This window comes from Methylophaga sp. UBA3192, from assembly GCA_002363955.1.
GTDB lineage: Bacteria > Pseudomonadota > Gammaproteobacteria > Nitrosococcales > Methylophagaceae > Methylophaga.
The window spans coordinates 1-18151 of the sequence record DEXE01000006.1 but is presented as its reverse complement, the minus strand read 5'-3'; the positions used below and the strand labels follow the sequence as shown (position 1 = coordinate 18151).

At 48.4% G+C, this 18151-nt stretch carries 20 protein-coding genes and 1 pseudogene; 8 read left to right on the top strand and 13 right to left on the bottom strand.

The window, feature by feature from the left end:
* Positions 1-6 precede the first annotated feature (6 nt).
* From B2337_RS07155 to B2337_RS07120, 8 genes are all read right to left on the bottom strand, one after another.
* Positions 7-345: a hypothetical protein gene (locus tag B2337_RS07155; RefSeq protein ID WP_136554438.1), complete on the bottom strand. Its 339-nt coding sequence runs from the start codon at positions 343-345 to the stop codon at positions 7-9.
* A gap of 11 nt (positions 346-356) precedes the next feature.
* Positions 357-620 (bottom strand): DUF5676 family membrane protein, encoded by a 264-nt coding sequence (locus B2337_RS07150; protein ID WP_292360142.1) that lies wholly within the window; start codon positions 618-620, stop codon positions 357-359.
* A gap of 47 nt (positions 621-667) precedes the next feature.
* Positions 668-1126 carry an ATPase gene (locus tag B2337_RS07145; RefSeq protein WP_136554440.1) on the bottom strand — a complete coding sequence of 153 codons (459 nt, stop codon included), beginning with the start codon at positions 1124-1126 and terminating at the stop codon, positions 668-670.
* 32 nt (positions 1127-1158) lie between these two features.
* Positions 1159-2514 carry an MBL fold metallo-hydrolase gene (locus B2337_RS07140; protein ID WP_136554442.1) on the bottom strand — a complete coding sequence of 452 codons (1356 nt, stop codon included), beginning with the start codon at positions 2512-2514 and terminating at the stop codon, positions 1159-1161.
* On the bottom strand, positions 2511-3437 hold the full coding sequence (locus B2337_RS07135) for a ribose-phosphate diphosphokinase (protein ID WP_136554444.1): 927 nt from the start codon (positions 3435-3437) through the stop codon (positions 2511-2513). The genes B2337_RS07140 and B2337_RS07135 overlap by 4 nt, the downstream gene beginning before the upstream one ends.
* A complete protein-coding gene (locus tag B2337_RS07130) occupies positions 3434-5014 on the bottom strand; it encodes a thymidine phosphorylase family protein (protein WP_247870023.1) in 1581 nt (526 codons plus the stop codon). Before B2337_RS07130 ends, B2337_RS07135 begins: the two co-directional genes overlap by 4 nt.
* A gap of 63 nt (positions 5015-5077) precedes the next feature.
* Complete coding sequence (locus B2337_RS07125; protein ID WP_211116140.1) at positions 5078-5263, bottom strand: heavy-metal-associated domain-containing protein; 186 nt, start codon at positions 5261-5263, stop codon at positions 5078-5080.
* A gap of 152 nt (positions 5264-5415) precedes the next feature.
* Positions 5416-5820, bottom strand: a complete 405-nt coding sequence (locus B2337_RS07120) for a MerR family transcriptional regulator (protein ID WP_027948919.1) — start codon at positions 5818-5820, stop codon at positions 5416-5418.
* Between the two features lie 483 nt (positions 5821-6303).
* On the opposite strand from B2337_RS07120, the gene B2337_RS07115 reads away from it, so the two are divergent.
* From B2337_RS07115 to B2337_RS07095, 5 genes are all read left to right on the top strand, one after another.
* Entirely contained in the window at positions 6304-7350 is a 1047-nt protein-coding gene (locus B2337_RS07115; protein WP_136554446.1) for an IS5 family transposase, read from the top strand.
* Positions 7351-7941: 591 nt separating this feature from the next.
* Complete coding sequence (locus tag B2337_RS07110; RefSeq protein WP_292360150.1) at positions 7942-10479, top strand: heavy metal translocating P-type ATPase; 2538 nt, start codon at positions 7942-7944, stop codon at positions 10477-10479.
* Positions 10480-10531: 52 nt separating this feature from the next.
* Positions 10532-10813, top strand: coding sequence for a DUF2933 domain-containing protein (locus B2337_RS07105; RefSeq protein ID WP_041354475.1), 282 nt, complete (start codon positions 10532-10534; stop codon positions 10811-10813).
* 69 nt (positions 10814-10882) lie between these two features.
* Positions 10883-11299: a hypothetical protein gene (locus tag B2337_RS07100; protein WP_104934737.1), complete on the top strand. Its 417-nt coding sequence runs from the start codon at positions 10883-10885 to the stop codon at positions 11297-11299.
* Positions 11253-11582, top strand: coding sequence for a lycopene cyclase domain-containing protein (locus B2337_RS07095; RefSeq protein WP_339612373.1), 330 nt, complete (start codon positions 11253-11255; stop codon positions 11580-11582). Before B2337_RS07100 ends, B2337_RS07095 begins: the two co-directional genes overlap by 47 nt.
* Here the strand turns inward: B2337_RS07095 and B2337_RS07090 are convergent.
* The 4 genes from B2337_RS07090 to B2337_RS07075 all read right to left on the bottom strand — a co-directional run bounded on the left by B2337_RS07090 (position 11579) and on the right by B2337_RS07075 (position 14430).
* Entirely contained in the window at positions 11579-12067 is a 489-nt protein-coding gene (locus tag B2337_RS07090) for a YHS domain-containing protein (protein WP_136554448.1), read from the bottom strand. The two genes, B2337_RS07095 and B2337_RS07090, sit on opposite strands and share 4 nt — an antisense overlap.
* A 395-nt stretch (positions 12068-12462) precedes the next feature.
* Entirely contained in the window at positions 12463-13788 is a 1326-nt protein-coding gene (locus B2337_RS07085) for an APC family permease (protein WP_136554450.1), read from the bottom strand.
* Positions 13789-13828: 40 nt separating this feature from the next.
* The gene (locus tag B2337_RS07080) at positions 13829-14140 is read right to left on the bottom strand and encodes a copper resistance protein B (RefSeq protein WP_256369457.1); all 312 of its coding nucleotides are present in this window, start codon (positions 14138-14140) and stop codon (positions 13829-13831) included.
* Positions 14141-14151: 11 nt separating this feature from the next.
* Positions 14152-14430, bottom strand: coding sequence for a hypothetical protein (locus B2337_RS07075; RefSeq protein WP_136554452.1), 279 nt, complete (start codon positions 14428-14430; stop codon positions 14152-14154).
* 532 nt (positions 14431-14962) lie between these two features.
* On the opposite strand from B2337_RS07075, the gene B2337_RS07070 reads away from it, so the two are divergent.
* Complete coding sequence (locus B2337_RS07070) at positions 14963-16240, top strand: hypothetical protein (RefSeq protein ID WP_136554454.1); 1278 nt, start codon at positions 14963-14965, stop codon at positions 16238-16240.
* Positions 16241-16845: 605 nt separating this feature from the next.
* Positions 16846-17028 carry a hypothetical protein gene (locus B2337_RS07065; protein WP_168800185.1) on the top strand — a complete coding sequence of 61 codons (183 nt, stop codon included), beginning with the start codon at positions 16846-16848 and terminating at the stop codon, positions 17026-17028.
* Between the two features lie 192 nt (positions 17029-17220).
* On the opposite strand, the gene cadR is transcribed toward B2337_RS07065, so the two are convergent.
* On the bottom strand, positions 17221-17628 hold the full coding sequence (gene cadR / locus B2337_RS07060; protein ID WP_004364961.1) for a Cd(II)/Pb(II)-responsive transcriptional regulator: 408 nt from the start codon (positions 17626-17628) through the stop codon (positions 17221-17223).
* 95 nt (positions 17629-17723) lie between these two features.
* Between cadR and B2337_RS07055 the strand changes: the two are divergent.
* Positions 17724-18151, top strand: a pseudogene (locus B2337_RS07055) (cation transporter); the annotation flags it as partial.

The following is an 18151-nucleotide window of genomic DNA, read 5'->3' as shown; positions in this document are numbered from 1 at the left end:
AACCCTTCATTGGGCGTAAAGCCCATGGTGGTATCGACTGGTTTGCCGTTGCCGAAAATTATCGTCGTTGATGGGTATAGGTTTATGATATTCAGAGCCCCCGTGTACGACTCTGATAATCACCGCGCGAACAGCATGATTTGTCAGCACATCGGTCAGCCAAGGGGGCGCGCCAGGATAAGTCTGCGCAGCTGATTGGCCGACACCTGCTTGCCCAATAGCAACAGGCACCGTTGCACCCGCATATTCAAGCGCCGAGACGTTATGCCTGCTCCACTTGATGGATGAACTACCCGGATTCAACACCAACAGAACCGGTTTGTCATAGCGCGGCAAACTGCTCATCAGCTGGATAATCAGTCGGATGACTGCAAGCGGTTATAAATGGCCGCCAGCAACCACCCGGCGATACCCGCTACCACGAACCAGGCCACCAGCCCGATAACGACACCAGTGAGAGTCAAGTGCCAACCCATCTCATTCAGTTGCATATGCACCATTTCTCCGGACATGGACAACATCGTGGAAGGCATTAACATCACCAGCAGACTGCAAGCCAGCCACAGTATTGCCGCGGTAATCGCGCTGGCCATCCCGAATTTGAACGCATTAAGTGTCATGATTATTCCTCCGTTTATGGTGGTGTATCTGTGAGAAATTAGTGTCTCTACAAATCCCCGAACCGGTTGGCAGACTGCGCCATACGCATCATTTCGTGCTCCTCCAGCGACCGGAGTGATTCCATCAACTCTTTGGCAGAGGGGATCTCCGCCCTGGAGGCGAGATAGCGATACAGTTCAATCACCTGCTGGTGTTGATCGACTATCACCTCCATGATTTGCGTCGCATCCAGCTCGGCAAAGGGGGCGTCGCAATGCGCATGCCGAACGATGGGGTGCTTTGCCACATATTCGTAACACCAGGTGTTCAGTGCATGCTCGTCGCCTGAGGTTTCAAACCCGCTGACTACCTTGGTCAGTGCCTTCTCATGATCGGACAGATACGCAAGGATCATCCGGGCCCGTTCATCCATATTCTTGTCCGCACAGTGGGATAAACACTGGCTGAGGTGTTGGTGAAATTCCCGAGTCCAGTGCAGCACATCTTTTAAGGTTTCAATTTGCATAACTTTTTCTCCGCTGTGGATTATCTCTTCGATTACAGGCGCAAAATATCGCGATAACCCGCCACATTCACCGCAAACGCGGTGTGCTCCTGCAAGTGCACCCGAAGGGTTTCAAGGGCTTCCGGGTCACCGTGAATCAGTTGAATTCGAGTAGTATCGGTCAGCGCTGACTGCTGTAACCACTGGGTCAGTTCGAGGTAGTCTGCGTGCCCCGACAAACCTGAGATGACTTTGACAGTGGCTCTCAACGGTACCCAGCCTCCGTGGATTTTCACCGCATCAACACCCTCCAGCATTTTTGCGCCGCGAGTGCCGCCCGCCTGATAACCGGTAAACAGTACCGTGGTTTTAGAACTGCCTAACAGGCGTTTGAAGTGGTGGAGAATACGACCTCCGGTAGCCATGCCGCTGCCAGCGATAACAATATGGGGGAAAGCCTGTCCGGCAATCGCCTTCGATTCGTCCACCGTGCGGGTATAGGTCACGCCATCGCATAGGCGGTAGCATTGCTCGTGACTCAACCGGTGCTGATCACTGAACTGGCAGAAAATATCCGATACTTTGATCGCCATGGGGCTGTCGAGATAGATGGGCATTTTGGGGATATCGCCCTGATCCATCAGGGTCGCCAACAGATGTTGCAAGGCCTGCGCCCGCCCTACCGCAAAGGCCGGGACTAGCAGCACGCCGCCGCTTTTGGCGACACGGTTAACAATTTCCGCCAACTGCTGAAACGGATCTTGGGTGTCGTGCCGGCGGTTGCCGTAGGTGGACTCCATCAACAGCAGATCCAGCTCCGGCAATGGTCGAGGGGGGGGCATCAGCACATCATCGAAGCGACCGACATCACCAGAAAAGCCGATTCGTTTCCCTTCCGCTTCAACGATAATGCTGGCGGCGCCGAGAATATGACCGGCAGGCTGTAAATAAAAACGGATATCCCCGACCTCGATCTGTTCATCAAACTCCACAGACTGAAATAGCCTCATGCTGGCTTCCGCCGTTTGACGGTCGTAAAGCGGCTCAGGGTGCGCGTGCTTGCCCAATTTATGTTTGCTGTAATACTTAGCGTCTTCCTCCTGGATATGGCCGCTGTCGGCCAATAAAATCTGACACAGGGCCTTAGTGGCGTGATGGGTAAACACCGGGCCGCGAAAGCCGCGCTTGTATAGCACCGGGATATAACCGGAGTGATCCAGATGTGCGTGAGTGAGCAGCACCGCATCCAGTTTGTCGATGTCCAGGGGCAAGGTTTGCCAGTTGCGTTCCCGCAGCCACTTGTAGCCCTGGAACAAACCGCAATCGACTAATACGGTTGTCGTTTCAGTTTCCAGCAGAAATTTTGAGCCGGTAACGGTCTCGGTGCCGCCGACAAAGGTAATTTTCATAATGATTTTCCTGCCAATTTAAGCATGCTGATAACGGGCGCAATCAGTTGCGACGTAATATCAATAGCGTTGGAAGGATGGGGGATGGTATTGGATGTGACCAGTTGGCTCAGGCCTGAGGCCAGTAAGGTTTTATCGGAGTGATCGGCAAATATGCCGTGCACCGCCACGCACTGAATGTTGTCGATACCTTTGGACCGAAGTGTTTTAACGCATTCCAGGATTGTTTGCCCGCTGGAAATAACGTCGTCGATAATCACTGCCGTTCTATCCCTGAATTCGTTGATGTCGGGCAGCATCACTTCGACTTGGCGATCCCCGAAGCGCTGCTTTTCTCCAATCACAAAAGGATGTTGACTAAAGGCAGCAATCTCATCAACCCATTGCTCGCTTTCGCTGTCGGGCCCTACCAACAGTAGGTTGCTTTGCGTTTTGAGCCAGTGCGCCAATGCCGGAGCCCCTTGCACAACACGACTGGGTATGGAATAGATTTCATCCAGAGAATGATAGCGATGCAAATGTGGATCGACCGTAACCAGCCAATCAGCATGTTGAGAAAGGCACTTGGCAAAAATACGTGAAGTAACCGCTTCCCCATCGACAAAACGGCGATCCTGACGCATATAACTGAGGTAAGGCGCCACTAACCCCACTTGCGACGCTCCCAGCTCCCGCAGTGTTTCCAATAAAAACAACAACGGCAGATATTTGATGTTTGGGTGTGACAGATCAGCCACCACAATACAGGCGCGATTTTCTACATCAGATTGAATACGCAGATAGGACTCCCCATCAGGAAACTGCCGAGCGTTAAACTCGCCAGGTTGACCACCAATCGCGTTACTGAGTGACTCAGCCAACGGATGATTGTTCAGGGAAAACACCACTGGAGATTTATCTTTCACAGCCATCGCCTCGCTCATCGTTCCTTCTCGACCGTAAAAATTGTCGATTGGCGATAAAACGCCATCGCATACTGTTGCTCTCCGATCGTATCGGAACAGAGCGTAAATAAAGGTTGTCCGACGGTGACCTTGTCGCCGACTCGAGCATGTAGACGCAACCCCGCAGCCGCTGTCGCCGGAGCGCCTGCCAGCTTCGCCAGACGCGCGAGTTGACGATTGTCGATAGCGGTAAGTGTGCCCACTGCTGTGGCCGCTTCGGTATGTTGGTAGCTGGCGTCAGGCAGGGCTTTCATCCCACCCTGCGCGGCCAAAATGCGCTGGAACTGCTGCCAGGCTTTACCTTCATCCAAAATCGCGATCGCTCTTTCCAGCCCTTGTTCATAACGCTCTTGATAAGCAAGTGAAAACAGATGTGCAGCCAGAAACAAGGCACGCTCCCGAAGATCCTGTGGTGCACTGTGCTCGCGCTGCAATACTGCCAGCACATCCCGCGCTTCTTCTACCGGGCCGATACCACGCCCAACCGGCTGACTACCATCCGTAATAAGGCAGCGAATTTGAATACCACAGGCGGCTCCCACCTGGGTAAAGAGTGAGGAAAGGCGATCGGCGTCGTTCTGGGAACGCACTTTAGCGGTGGGGCCGACGGGAATATCTATCACCGCATGAGTGGAACCGGCAGCGATTTTTTTTGATAAAACCGAGGCGATCAACTGCCCTTCACCATCCAAATCCAGGGCCCGTTCAATGCGAATCAACAAATCGTCGGCCGGACTCAGGTTGACAGCGCCACCCCAAACAAGACAGGCATGGGTCTCAGCCACTACACGTTGAATCTCATTGAGCTCCAGATTGACGGTAGTCAGTGCCTCCATAGTATCCGCAGTACCGGCGGGAGAGGTGATCGCCCGCGAGGAGGTTTTAGGGATGGTGAGTCCCGCAGCGCTGACAATGGACACCACGAGCGGTGTGGTGCGGTTGCCCGGCAGCCCACCGATGCAGTGTTTATCAAGAACCATGGCTTCGTCTGGCCAGTTCAGCCGCTTACCACAGGCCACCATGGCCTGGGTGAGACTGATGATTTCATCTACGTCTAAACGGCTACCCGCGCACACACTGAGGAAGCTGGCGATTTCGATATCCGAATAGCGGTGGTCGCCGATGTCCTCGACAATAGCGGTAATCTCTTGATCACTGAGTTTGTGTCCAAAGATTTTTTTGCGCACGGCGGCAAGTGATGTCACTACCGGTGCGTGGTCGACACTAACCGCGGCGCCATCATCGACGTCCAAGCGCTGCATGGCACTTTTAGACAACCCTGCACTCCCGGAACTCAGTACCTGTTCGTCCACCACATTCAGCGTGGCGATAACGCTGTTTTCCCCGTACCGCAGCATGACACGGCTGTTGGCAGTGAAACCTTCAGAGCGGCAGATGTGACAATCACTGCGCATATACACCACCGGTTCCTGGTGGGTGTCGATGCCCATGTCGATCACCTTAAGTGTGTTAATTTGATCCATTAGCATTTCCTGAACAACAAAATTTAGCCATTGCCTTTCTTTCAGTGGCCAGCAGGCTTTCTCCACCACCATATTTCACGCCTGTAACATGCTTAGGCTTACCAACTGCTAATTACTCCAACCATCAGCCATAAACTAATTGATTTGGGTCGAAGGAAAACCCGCTCGATCCAACGCCTCTATCAGAGCGTTAGACTCGACCATGCCAACGACCGAAGCGACACCCGTCGCCAGATCCATACACGCATCGCTTACGCCGGAAACAGAGCGTAGCGTTTGCTCAATGCTTCTTACACAACCACCGCACGTTGCGCCCTGCACCTGTAGCCGCTGCAGCGGGATATCGCTATCTGAGTCAACACTGCTCCGAGTGTTAGCTGCAGTGGATGACTTGCTGGCGCAACAGCAGCCGCCCCGGTGATGAGTAGGGCTCTCGAATTTCTGTGTATTCATGGCAAATCCTCTATGTTGATTTACTGGGCAAACTCTTCAATCAGGTGACAGATCATATGGCCAGTCGGCACCTTATCTGGCTTTTGGCTCCACTCAACCACGGCCTGCTGCATGCGTTCCCGCAGTTGCAGAGTCTCCGCGAACCGTTGTTCAGTTTCATTCAGGCGTTGGTCAATCAAGCGGCGTACCGTCGGGCAAGGCGATTTCTTCTTATCCGCGTGGTTCAAAATTTCCTGAATATCCTCAACGGAAAAGCCCAGTTGCCGTGCACTCAGCACGAATCGCAAGCGGTTGTAATCATTTTCGCTGTATTCCCGATATCCATTGGTTTTGTTCTTCCCCGGTTTCAGAATCTTGATCCGGGTATAAAACCGCACCGTATCGGCCGTAACCCCTAAACGCCTGGCCATTTCGATAACTTTCACACAGCCCTCCTCGCAGCTCAGTCTGACTATCACAGGATTCAGATTAACCCCGAGGATCTGTTCCTTGCCTTGATATGAGTCAATCATCAGTTCTAAACCCGAGAGTAAATCCGAAGAATTTATCCGGCTTTTTGTCACCTTACACCTGTGTCCAAGACACAGGTCAAGCAATTTTCATTCACAGGTATCCGGTTTCTCGTATTCACTATTACACGCTCCTCGATCTTTAGCCTGTACGCCATCAACCGTTAATATTGGCAAGATATCCTGTCACTGCGTTTCTGCATTGAATCGGCCCGCACACAACTCCCATGGTGCACCTGGACTTATCCATTGTCATAGTAGAGCGGTGTTTCTGACCTTAAGATGACCCATGTATTACATTGCTGTAATGTATGTGTAATCCTGTTTACCCTGGCTAGCAGGCTGTTGAAAAACCCCTGATATGGGATAATAGCGATAAATAACCACCGAGAGAATCGAATGCGCGGAGAAATCAATCCTCAGTCTTCCTTTTTCAGCTATGTTGACCTCGAATCACGTATTCCGCAGCACCACCCGATCCGAAAGATACGCTCGGTGGTTGATCATGCGCTGGAGGATATGCAGTGGTGTTTCGATGAGATGTACTCCAGGGTTGGTCGTCCGTCAATTCCACCAGAACAACTGGTCCGAGCCTTATTGTTACAAATAGTCTTCACGATTCGCTCCGAACGTCAGTTGATGGAGCGCCTTGACTATGACCTGATGTTCCGCTGGTTCGTGGGGCTGGGCATAGATGATACGGTATGGAACCATTCCGTGTTCTCCAAGAACCGGGACCGCCTGATGCTCAATGACGTTGATCAGCACTTTTTTGATGCTGTCAAGAAACAGGCCTACGCCAAGCAATTGATGTCACGGGAACACTTCAGCGTTGATGGCACCTTGCTGGAAGCCTGTGCCTCCATGAAATCCTTCAAACCGAAAGACGATAGTGACGGTCCAGGTGACAACTTCCACGGACATAAGCGCAGCAACAAGACACACCAGTCCACAACCGATAGTGATTCGCGCCTGTTTCGTAAGGGTAAAGGCAAGGAATCGAAGCTCTATCATATGGGCCACCTGCTAACCGAAAACCGAAACGGGCTGATCGTTGAAGCCGAATTAACCGAAGCGGGTACCCGCCAGGAGTGGGACGCCGGTACCACAATGTTGGCATATCAAGGCACCCGTCCCGGTATGACGGTGGGTGCCGATAAGGGCTATGACACGGGCGAGTTTGTGGAAGTGTGCCGAGGGTTAAAAGTCACACCGCATGTCGCGGCCAAATCATTAGGCAGTGCCGTTGACGGTAGAACGACATCAGCTATCGGTTACGGTATCAGTCAAGTTAAACGCAAGCGGATCGAAGAATGCTTTGGCTGGATGAAAGAGTTTGGTCTCATGAGAAAACTTCGCCACTGCGGCCGGGACAAAGTCGCCTGGATATTCCGGTTTGTGGCTGCGGTGTACAACGTGACGAGATTGAAGACTTTAATGGCCTGAAAACAGGGAATTAAGGCAAAAACTGCGCATATTTTAAACAGATGCTGTTGCTGATCGTCGATTGAGCATTGCAGGTAATTGTTACACCAAAATCGAGGCAATTGTTTCTACCGATTTATACGTCGTCATTTTCTTAACGGCGGGAAGTTTTTGCTCATCAAACCCCATTTTTCAACAGCCTGCTAAACAGATCATCCATAAATCCAATCATACGCAACTTTATGAAATTTATGATTACGATTTTGTAATCTAAACGTAATGATATTGAAAGAGGCATCTAAGTATCTTCTTATAGGTGTAGTATCTATTTTGTTCTACTGCTAGAAACTCTAACTTAGAGATCCTAGCCGTCATATATTAGTTAGCGAGATTGATTCTACAACAAGATAAATTGGAGCTATATTTGTTGACGGGTTTTTTGATAAATCACGAGATGCATATCGATGTAAGTTTGCTGGAATGTTCGAACTCAGTTTCCGAAATTTGATGTTAACTGTCTGGAACATTCCCAGATAATGTCAAATCAATCTGATTGAATTGCCCAACAACGTCTTAACTATTTGCATACTAAATTGGAGTTAGATGATAGCTATGGACATACCTGAACAACCCTCAAAATCTAAACTTACGAAAACTACTTCGGATGTTGAAACAACACAGTTTTTGGTGTCCGGCATGGGCAGCAATCACTGCGCTGGCCTCATAACAGCTTCTATTAATCGACTATCAGGCATCATCAATATCAGTACCAACATAGCTAACCACCATGTCACTGTGGAATTCGATCCAAACCAGCTAAGTGATAAGAACATTTGGGACGCAATCGAAAAGGCCGGCTACGATGTAGATAGTATGTCATCACCAATGTCTAGCGGAACTAGCGAAGCCTTGTTCACAGTACCTAGCATGGGCAGCGATCATTGTGCTGGGCTAGTCTCAACCTCCATCAAACGCCTTACCGGCATTAATGATATTTCAACTAACATTGCCAATCATAAGGTGACGGTTAGTTTCGATCCGGTAACAGTAAACACAAAAAACATCAAAGAAGCTATTGAGCAAGCGGGATACGATGTAGCAGCCATCAGTGAAAGTCGTTCGCAGGGAAATGCGGAAGCCGACGCGGCGGTTGAAGAGCGTTACCTTGAACAGGCTTGGAGGCGTTTATGGTTCGCCGCCATCCCAACCACATTGATTATGGTATTGATGATGGTGCATATGTTCTGGGTGCCGGTGCCAAACTATCTCACTTGGGTTGCTTTACTTGGCTTTCCTGTGGTCTTCCTGCAAGGCGGGTGGGCAACCCACCGCTCATCCTGGCGTTCCCTTACCAATCGCACCGCCAACATGGATGTCCTTATTTCCTTGGGAAGCCTGCCCCCTTACCTGATTGGGCTTGTGGGATTTATCTACCCCATGACATCTTTTATTGAAATGGCCACCACCATCATGACCTTCCATATGCTTGGCCGCTACCTGGAAACTCGTGCCAAGGGGCGGGCATCACAGGCGATCAAAAAACTACTAAAACTGGGTGCTAAAACCGCCTCCGTACTACGGGAAGGACATGAAGTTGAAGTAGCGGTTGCGGAGCTTCAGGTCGGAGACATCATGGTGGTTAGGCCTGGCGGCAAGGTACCTACCGACGGCGAAATTGTCGAAGGTAATAGTCATCTGGATGAATCCATCGCCACGGGCGAGTCCGTGCCGGTGGAGAAAGGACCTGGCGAAGCAGTGATTGGAGCCACCATTAATAAGGAAGGCATGCTGCAAGTTCGCGCCACTCGGGTAGGTGCCGATACCTTTTTGTCACAAGTTGTCCGACTGGTGGAACAGGCACAAGGCTCTAAAATACCCATCCAGGAATTCGCCGACAGAGTGACCGCAAAGTTTGTCCCGGCGGTTATCATGATCAGTCTTGCTAGCTTTGTAATCTGGCTAATTTTCGCCGAGTCGCTTAGGCCGATTCTTTACTGGGGTGCCGAGTTCCTGCCATGGGTTAACCCGGAACTTTCACCATTGATGCTGGGTACACTTTCGGCAATTTCCGTACTGGTGATAGCCTGTCCCTGTGCTTTGGGGCTCGCCACTCCCACTGCCATCATGGTGGGCTCGGGATTGGGCGCAGAATCAGGTGTACTTATCCGCTCCGGCGAAGCCATTCAGTCTCTTAAGGACATCAAGGCCGTTGTACTCGACAAAACCGGCACCATCACCAGAGGCGAGCCCGCGCTCACAGATGTGATTGCTACCGCCGGCTTCAATGAAAGCGATGTACTTAGGTTCGCGGCATCTGTGGAAGCCGGCTCCGAACATCCTCTGGGGCAATCCATCGTGAATGGCGCCCGGGAAAAGGGGTTGGAGGTTCCTACAGTGGTGGACTTCCGAGCGATTACTGCGCGAGGAGTGGAAGGCCGTGTCGACGACCAGCTCATTCGCGTGGGCAGCCGCCGGCTTCTCAGCGAAGCCAATATAGAGTTGGGCGACCTCGAAGAAGTCATGATCCGTCTTGAAAACGAGGGTAAGACCGCCATGCTAGTTGCCGCCGGAGACCAGGCAGCCGGTATTGTCGCCGTGGCCGACACCATTAAAGAGGACTCGAAAGCTGCCATTGCCGCGCTTCATGAGATGGGCATTCACACTGTCATGATCACAGGCGACAACGAACGTACAGCTCGCCACGTCGCGAACCAGGTAGGGATCGACGAAGTTATGGCGGGCGTTTTGCCTGAAGGCAAGGTGGATGCAATTATGCGGCTGCAGGAAAAATATGGGCAACTGGTGGCCATGGTGGGCGATGGCATCAACGACGCCCCGGCACTGAAACAGGCCAATGTGGGTATCGCTATTGGTGCTGGCGCCGATGTTGCCATTGAAGCTGCGGATGTCACCTTGGTTAAAGGTGAACTAACCAAGGTGGTGGAGGCTATTCGCCTGTCCCGTGCAACTTTTCGGAAAATCGTTGAAAACCTGTTTTGGGCTTGGTTTTACAATGTGGCCGCGATACCCATTGCAGCTGTCGGCCTACTTCATCCGATGATCGGGGTGATCGCCATGACAACCAGCTCTTTGTCGGTGATTGGCAACTCACTGCGCCTTAAGCGGGTGAAACTGAATGTTGATAAATGACCCTGACATACATCTAACAGCGCTGTCTATAAGGCGGCATAGGAGAAACTAGATGGCAAGCAAACCCGGTTTTTGGACCAGCCTTCATGGTATGGCAACTCTTATACTTATTGGAGTGGCGCTCTATTTTATTTTCGTTGATCACAGTGCCCACATCCTTCCATATCTTCCATTTCTGATTATTTTGTTGTGTCCACTGATGCATATATTCATGCATAAGGGGCATGGCGATCATGGAGAAAACAGTAAAGACGAACATCAACACCAAGATGCGGAAGAAGCCTATCGCCGTGGTCTGGAAGATGGGCGAAAAAAAACGAATGACCGGCTGTAGTGTCATGTCAGGTCACAACCGTTAAACCAGGGGGGAATCTTCCCCTTGAAGTAAACCTAGGAGATAACTATGAAAAATCTTACCCGATCACTCATCATCACCGCCATCCTTACCGCGCCAGCTTTCGCCCAGGATGACCATCAGCATAATGACAAAATGCAAGACAACACCATGAAAATGCAGGATAAGGGAATGACTTCCATGCATGATCATATGCAGGAAATGCAAGCTCTGATGGACCGAATTCAACAAGAACAGGACCATGAAAAACGCCACCAAATGATGCAGGAACATATGACCGCCATGCAAAAAGGTATGAAAATGATGCATGGGGAGATGAAAGGTAAAACCATGGAACACAAAGGCAAGGAAGACTGCATGAGCATGATGGATGAGCGAATGAATATGATGCAGATGATGATGAACCAGATGGGAGAACATCAGATGGAAGAGAAAAAACTCCGCAAGCATATTCACAAGAAATAGCTGGTTTAGGTGTCCAGCATCCGAACTTCACGATGCTGGCCCCCCTGCACTCAAGAGTTTTTGGGGAAGCGTTCTATTTCTTGTTTATTACGCGATTTTTGTCCTTGGTCTTGAAAGCATTGCACCGGGATACATCGAACGTGTATGGAACCTGGATGCACTGAGTGGCCTGTTTCTTATTGGTATACCCTTGGAAGAGTTACTTTTTGCAGCCAGTTTTGGATATTACTGGACGGGCATTTATGAACATTTGACTTGGAAAAACCAAGTCAGATTTAATTAATGACTGCTATCGTCTTTATAGGGGTGTCCGAGATTACCCAATTCACCTTCCTCACTGAGATGAAGGAGAGCATCGTGAACCTTATCAAGCCACGACTGCTCCATATCTACCCCCGAGGCCAAAATATAATGCTCAATTTCATCAAGTGATATTTGAACCAAATCGTATTCAATTTCAAGCACTTTTTGATTAATTTTAGCTTGCGTCACCCCCATCAATGAATTTAAACCATTAATCAATTTAATTTTTAACTCCTCATTGTCAGGCAGTTCAAGCTTAATAAGTCTCTGTTTATTAACCCTTACACCATGTTGCTTGACTGATTTACCATGCTTGGGATCACCAATGTATAAGCTTGGCCGTTGGTTGAATCTGTCCTGACATTGTTGAGAACAAAACCAAAGATCAATGCCACGGAAATTTACAGATAATTTGTTATCTGCGACGGACATTTCACAAACAGGACAATTTTTTGACGGAAACATCAGAACCTCGCTCTTCTATTAGATATGAAACGCTAGAAAAGATTGTTAGTCACAGCAAAAATACCAGCACTTATGTCTACTGAAGATGACCATAAGCTTAGACCCTCAATAAATCCTGATGGTGAACATACCAGTGTTCGGCTGCCTTTATCTCAATCTTTTTTCTACTGGCTAATCGGTACACGCAATGAAATACAGTAATGCCTGATTAATGAAAGGAATCAATATCAGTATTCCCATCCAACCTGGGCACTCTGTACGCTGACAAAAACGCCAAACCGGAATAACAACGACAATGGCAAACACCAGCATCCACTACCAATGTCATGCGCACATGGTGTTACCAAAAATATTATCAGTCATCATGGTACTGCCCTCCACGTAAAATATTGTAATTAATGATGATGATGTAATTCAGCGGATCTTTTCAGGAAAATTTGCTCAGCAACTGCGATAATAATCATAGTAACAACCGCCACACCAATCACAAATGGATCAGTATTCAGTTTTACCCAGACAAAGCCCCCTAGCGCGAGCAAATCTAAAATAATCGCGGTAGTTGGCACCCATCTATTGGCGTTAATGTCTTCTCGCAAATAACGAAGAACGCCCCAATGAATGGCAATGTCCATAATTAGGTAAAACACGATACCCAGTGCAGCAATTCGAGACAGATCAAAAAATGCCGTCAGAATAAGTCCTAAAACGACCGTGTAGACCAATGTATGCTTTTGAATACTACCCGGCATACCGAAATGTCGATGCGGAACCAGTTTCATTTCCGTCAACATTGCCAGCATTCTTGAAACGGCAAAAATGCTGGCCAGAATACCGCCAGCAGTCGCCATCATGGCAATAGCAACCGTAAACCACACACCATATTCACCCAATGCCGGGCGCGCAGCCGCAGCAAGGGAATAGTCTTGTGTTTTGATGATTTCTGCCAACGATAAATTACTCGCCACAGCAAAACCGACCAAGCCATAAATGACCACACAGGCCGCGATAGAAATAACAATTGCGCGACCTACGTTACGTTTAGGATCTTTTACTTCAGAACCACTGTTAGTAATAGTGGTAAACCCCTTAAAGGCCAGTATCCCCAGTGCCGTTGCACCGAGGAAGTTGCCGAAGGTTCCTGCTTCTCCTGGGCTTGTAAAGTCGACAGAGATACTGTCGGCGATCCAAACACCTACCAATCCAAAAATGAGAATGCCCAGAATTTTCAAAATACCAATGAACGAGGCCACCCCCTGAATCAATTGATTACCTAAAAGGTTAATTATAAAAGCGGCCAAAATGAGCGAGACACCAAGCAAAGGCACCATAATGCCGCTTTGATCCCCACCGAAAAGTTGCATGGTGTATGAACCAAATGTGCGCGCGAGAAAGCTCTGGGCGATCACCATTGAAAAATACATCAGCAAAGCATTAAAAGCCGTTGGCAACCGGTTACCATAAGCTTTATGCAAATACATGCCAATGCCGCCTGCAGAGGGATAAGCGTTAGAAATTTTGATGTATGAATAGGCACTAAAACTAACGATTACTGCGGCGGCTAGAAACGCTAAAGGAAATAAAACACCTGTCATCTGCGCCATTTGCCCGGTAAGCGCAAAGATACCAGCACCAATCATCACACCGGTACCGAGCATAACTGTTCCCGCTAAAGTGAGGCTTCCCTCCTTATAATGCGTTGTTCTGTCGTCATTGTTAGTCATTTACTCTCCCTCTTCAGTTTTACTAATTTTGTTACTCTAGTTAAAACCACATCCGAACCCCGGCAACAAAACCTGTTTCGATTTTATCGCCCCCTTCATCAGAGATTTGATTAGCCTTTTGACCTAAGGCCCGGCTCCAATAAACACCTATGTAAGGTGCAAACTCTCTAGAGATTTCATAGCGATAACGCAGTCCTATTCGAACATCGTTGAATCCACTGGGGCGATCGAACGCTTGGGCATCTGTGAGTCCAGCAGAAACTTCCAAGCGTGGCTGTAAGTACGAAACTTGACTGAGGCGAATGTCGTATTCGGCTTCAAGTGATGCTGCTATGTCGCCATCTTCATTAATGATATCTGAAATTAATGTTGATGCTCAGAAGGTTTTTTAACACCTGCTTCCATATCATGGCCAGCATCACCATCTTTAGACATTACTTCATCTTTAGGCATACATTTCTGCATCATGGCTTGCATGACTGGATCCTTCATATCCATTTTAGAATGATCCATATCTTTCATAGCTGCACAGTTAGGTGCTTCTCCTTTGTTAATATGCTCTTCAGGGTTATGAGCTTGAGCAGATAGAGCCAACATTAATGCTGGCAACGCAACAAAATATGGCAAGGTTTGAAATTTCATAAAGTTAGTCCTAAATAGTATTAAAAGTATGAATAACTTGATTAAAGCAAAAATTATTAGCGGCAACACATAGTTAAATCTTGTCATTGCCTCTTAAGCTACATTTAATTGGATGAGCCAACATCACGATAAATTAAATTTGATTTCCGCTTGACCAGCGTTGGCTCAACTATTAAATCAACCTACTTTGAAGACTAACGGACGATTCTGTCACCTTGATGACCTAAACATTACAAAAACCTAATCCTTATGTAATCCTTTTTTTTACCGTTTGTAGAGCATACGAACTATATTCTGCCCTACCTGCCTTTGTTAATTATTCTTTTGTGTTCACGATTTCCTTTGCTTATTACAAGGATTATGTAAGCCTCAGGCAGAATGTTCATCCTGTTTAACTATAGAGGACGTCCAACAAAGGGGCTTTAAGCAGGCTGGTAAAGATTGCAATAACGGTCACTAATCAAACTAAACACCTATGATTTAAAGTTAACCGTTGGACATTAATATAACGTTTTCCGACAGAGGAGAATCAATGAAAAAAATCGATAGTTCTCAAGAGCAGACAAGATCACAACGGCTAAACCATCACTGTACCTGCGTTACTCTAGATTGGTCAGCGATTATTCGCGATCTCAACAACCAATTGGGTGATAACGCTGAAGGCATCCTGTCTACTTCGGGCATGCGCCAATTCTTCTCAAATGCCGCGATTTTTGTTCCAAGTTCTGATCTTGAACAAATGCAGGCGATTGTTAAGGCAATCGAATCCGCTGCTTCACTTGCAGAATATCAGCAACAGATCATGTCTTGGGCACCTGAGAGTGCACGGCATAATCCCGGTCCAGTAGGCGCTTTTATGGGCTATGATTTCCACCTCAGTGAGGATGGTCCTCGTCTTATCGAAATCAATACCAATGCCGGTGGCGCTTTTCTTAATGCCATCCTGACTCGCGCCCAACTAAAATGTTGTAGCGGCAATACACAGGCGTCTTGGGCAAAAGATTTCGATGAAGCAGTCATTGCGCAATTTATAAGTGAATGGCGGGCCCAGAGAGGTAGCGGACAACCTGAGCGAATTGCAATCATCGACGATGCACCGGAAGAACAACATCTCTATCCGGAGTTCAAACTCGCGCAACAGCTATTCATCCAACATGGCATTGATGCCGTCATACTTTCACCAACGGATCTCAAATACGAATCAGGAGTCTTGTATGGTGATAACCAGAAAATCGATTTGGTTTACAACCGTCTGGTCGACTTTGGACTAGATGCACCTGAACATGCTGCTTTGCGTTTTGCTTGGTTAGAATGTGGCGCAGTTATCACCCCGAATCCTTATACACACGCCCTATTTGCTGATAAGCGAAACTTGGCCTTAATGTCAGATCAGCAGACTCTACTAGATTGGGGGTTAAGTACTGAAAATGCTGAACTTTTAAAAAAGGGTATTCCCCACACCATTCAGGTTACCGCCCATGATGAGCAATCACTCTGGCAACAACGGCGGCAGTGGTTTTTTAAACCGGTGGCAGGTCATGGCAGCAAGGGTGTCTATCGCGGCAGCAAGCTGACCAAAAGCACATTTGCACGTATTCTTGAAAGTGATTATGTTGCACAGGCCTATGTGCCACCCTCAGAACGTGTTGTGATGGTTGATAACGAACGTGAAATGCTTAAGGTTGATGTGCGATTGTATACCTACCGAGGGGAGTTATTACTTGCTGCAGCAAGACTTTATCGAGGTCAAGCTACCAACTTACGTACACCGGGTGGTGGATTTGCACCTCTACTTTTGCAGCAAAGTTAGAAGAATGTGAATCAACATCTCGGCGTAATTGTTTATCGAGCCGCATCACCAGCCGGAAGAGTTTATCGCCCTCATAAATCAGCCTCAGATCCTGACCGCCAATGACCATTTGCTAGGCATTTTGTAAGGTTGCAATGTCCAGTCCCAGCAGGGTCAGATGTTCTCGCTGCGGATTAATTGATAACATCGGCAAACTGGTCACTTGTTCCATGCGCACATCTTTAGCGCCACTAATCTGTGCAACTGCTGCGGATGAAACGTACTCAGAGTCAGAACTATCTAGGAGGCAGACTCCGCCAGATAAAATATTTAAGTTAATAGTCGTTTTTATATGTGGTTTTTGTTTATTAGGATATACAGGTGGTATTTGTGTATTCCCCAACACCGAACTACTAGTCCTCACACATTAAATTCTTATTAAATTTATGACTGTGTCTGTTGAGCTAAGCGACGGAGCTTTCATGCAAGTAATAATTTACTTCGGGACTGTGTTAAATCAGGTATTGCTATGTTTGTGGAGAAACAACAGTTAATTTGAGATTAATCTCACCACGGCTGTACATCTGAGTTAACGCATCAAAATAAATTTTCTTTAGTGCGATTTAATGGCTCAATATGAAGTAGAGATTCGGGATGTTGAAAAACTGAGCTGTAAAGCAGCCTCTGAGTCTTCGGGTTTTGTCTGTGACGTAAAAGTAACATCATTTTCTGAGTTCACTGGAGAGCAATCAGCAGCCTCCAGCATTCGACTTGTTGAGAGTGATGACGGTTGGGAAGTCATTCAATAATAAAAAGCAAAACCTAAAAGAAGTACTCACCAGCGCAGTAATGGTTTCGATTCTTTTTTTGTTATTCCCAGCGACAGTAAGCTTTCCTAATACACTTATTATTCAGGGTAAGCGGATTAAATGGTTGATCTTACCTTTGCATGAGAGTGAGACAGACCGGCATCTCATCGGATTATCTGGTTGATGCTTCACCTACTGCTGGTGCATGTTTCCTTCGCTAATTCCAGCAAGAACCCCACACGCCTCAACTTCCCGGTCATCGTTGCAACTCGCTCTCAGTGAAACGAGTTGTTTCTCAAGCGCTTGCAGAGCGGTTATCTGCGACCGCACATGAGAGATGTGATCATCGAGCAAGGCGTTGACGGCGGTACAAGGCTGATGAGGGTCGTCCTGATAGCTCTGTAGTTCGTGAATCTCAGCCAGTGACAGGCCTAGGATTCTGCAGCGACGGATGAAGGCCAGCCCCTCACCATGCTTCTCGGTATAGACACGGTAACCGTTGTCCTGCCGATCAGGCGGCGGCAACAAGCCCTGCTGTTCATAGAAGCGGATCGTCTGTGTTTCGACCCCTACCAACTGCGCCAACTGACCAATGCGCATCAGCCTCCTCCCCAACGGATTCTTTACTCTATTGACCTTATAGTAGCTTTATAGTTTTAAATGGTACCACAACATTGTTCAAGTGGAGTCGTATCATGAGCAAATCCTGTGGTGGCGCCTGTGGCGGTGATGCAACGTCCGCAGCGGATACCGATATACAGGCCTCCTCCGAGGCGCCAGGGAGATGGGTCAGTGTTTATGCCGTGCCGAAGATGGACTGTCCATCAGAAGAACGAATGATTCGCCTAGCCCTGAACGGCTTTGAGGAGATTCGGGCGCTGTCCTTCGACTTGTCGAACCGCCGGCTGAAGGTCGTGCATGACGGCGAGGTCGAGCCCGTCACCTCGAAACTGAAGACCTTGGGGCTAGGCGCCTCGCTTCAGGAAACCGTCGCTGCAAATCCGGAGACCATCAAGGCCGCCGAGTTTTCGGCAGCTTCTGCTAAGCAAGAATCCGGGACCCTGCGCTGGTTGCTCGGCATCAATGCACTTCTGTTCGTGGTGGAAATGACTGCCGGTCTGAT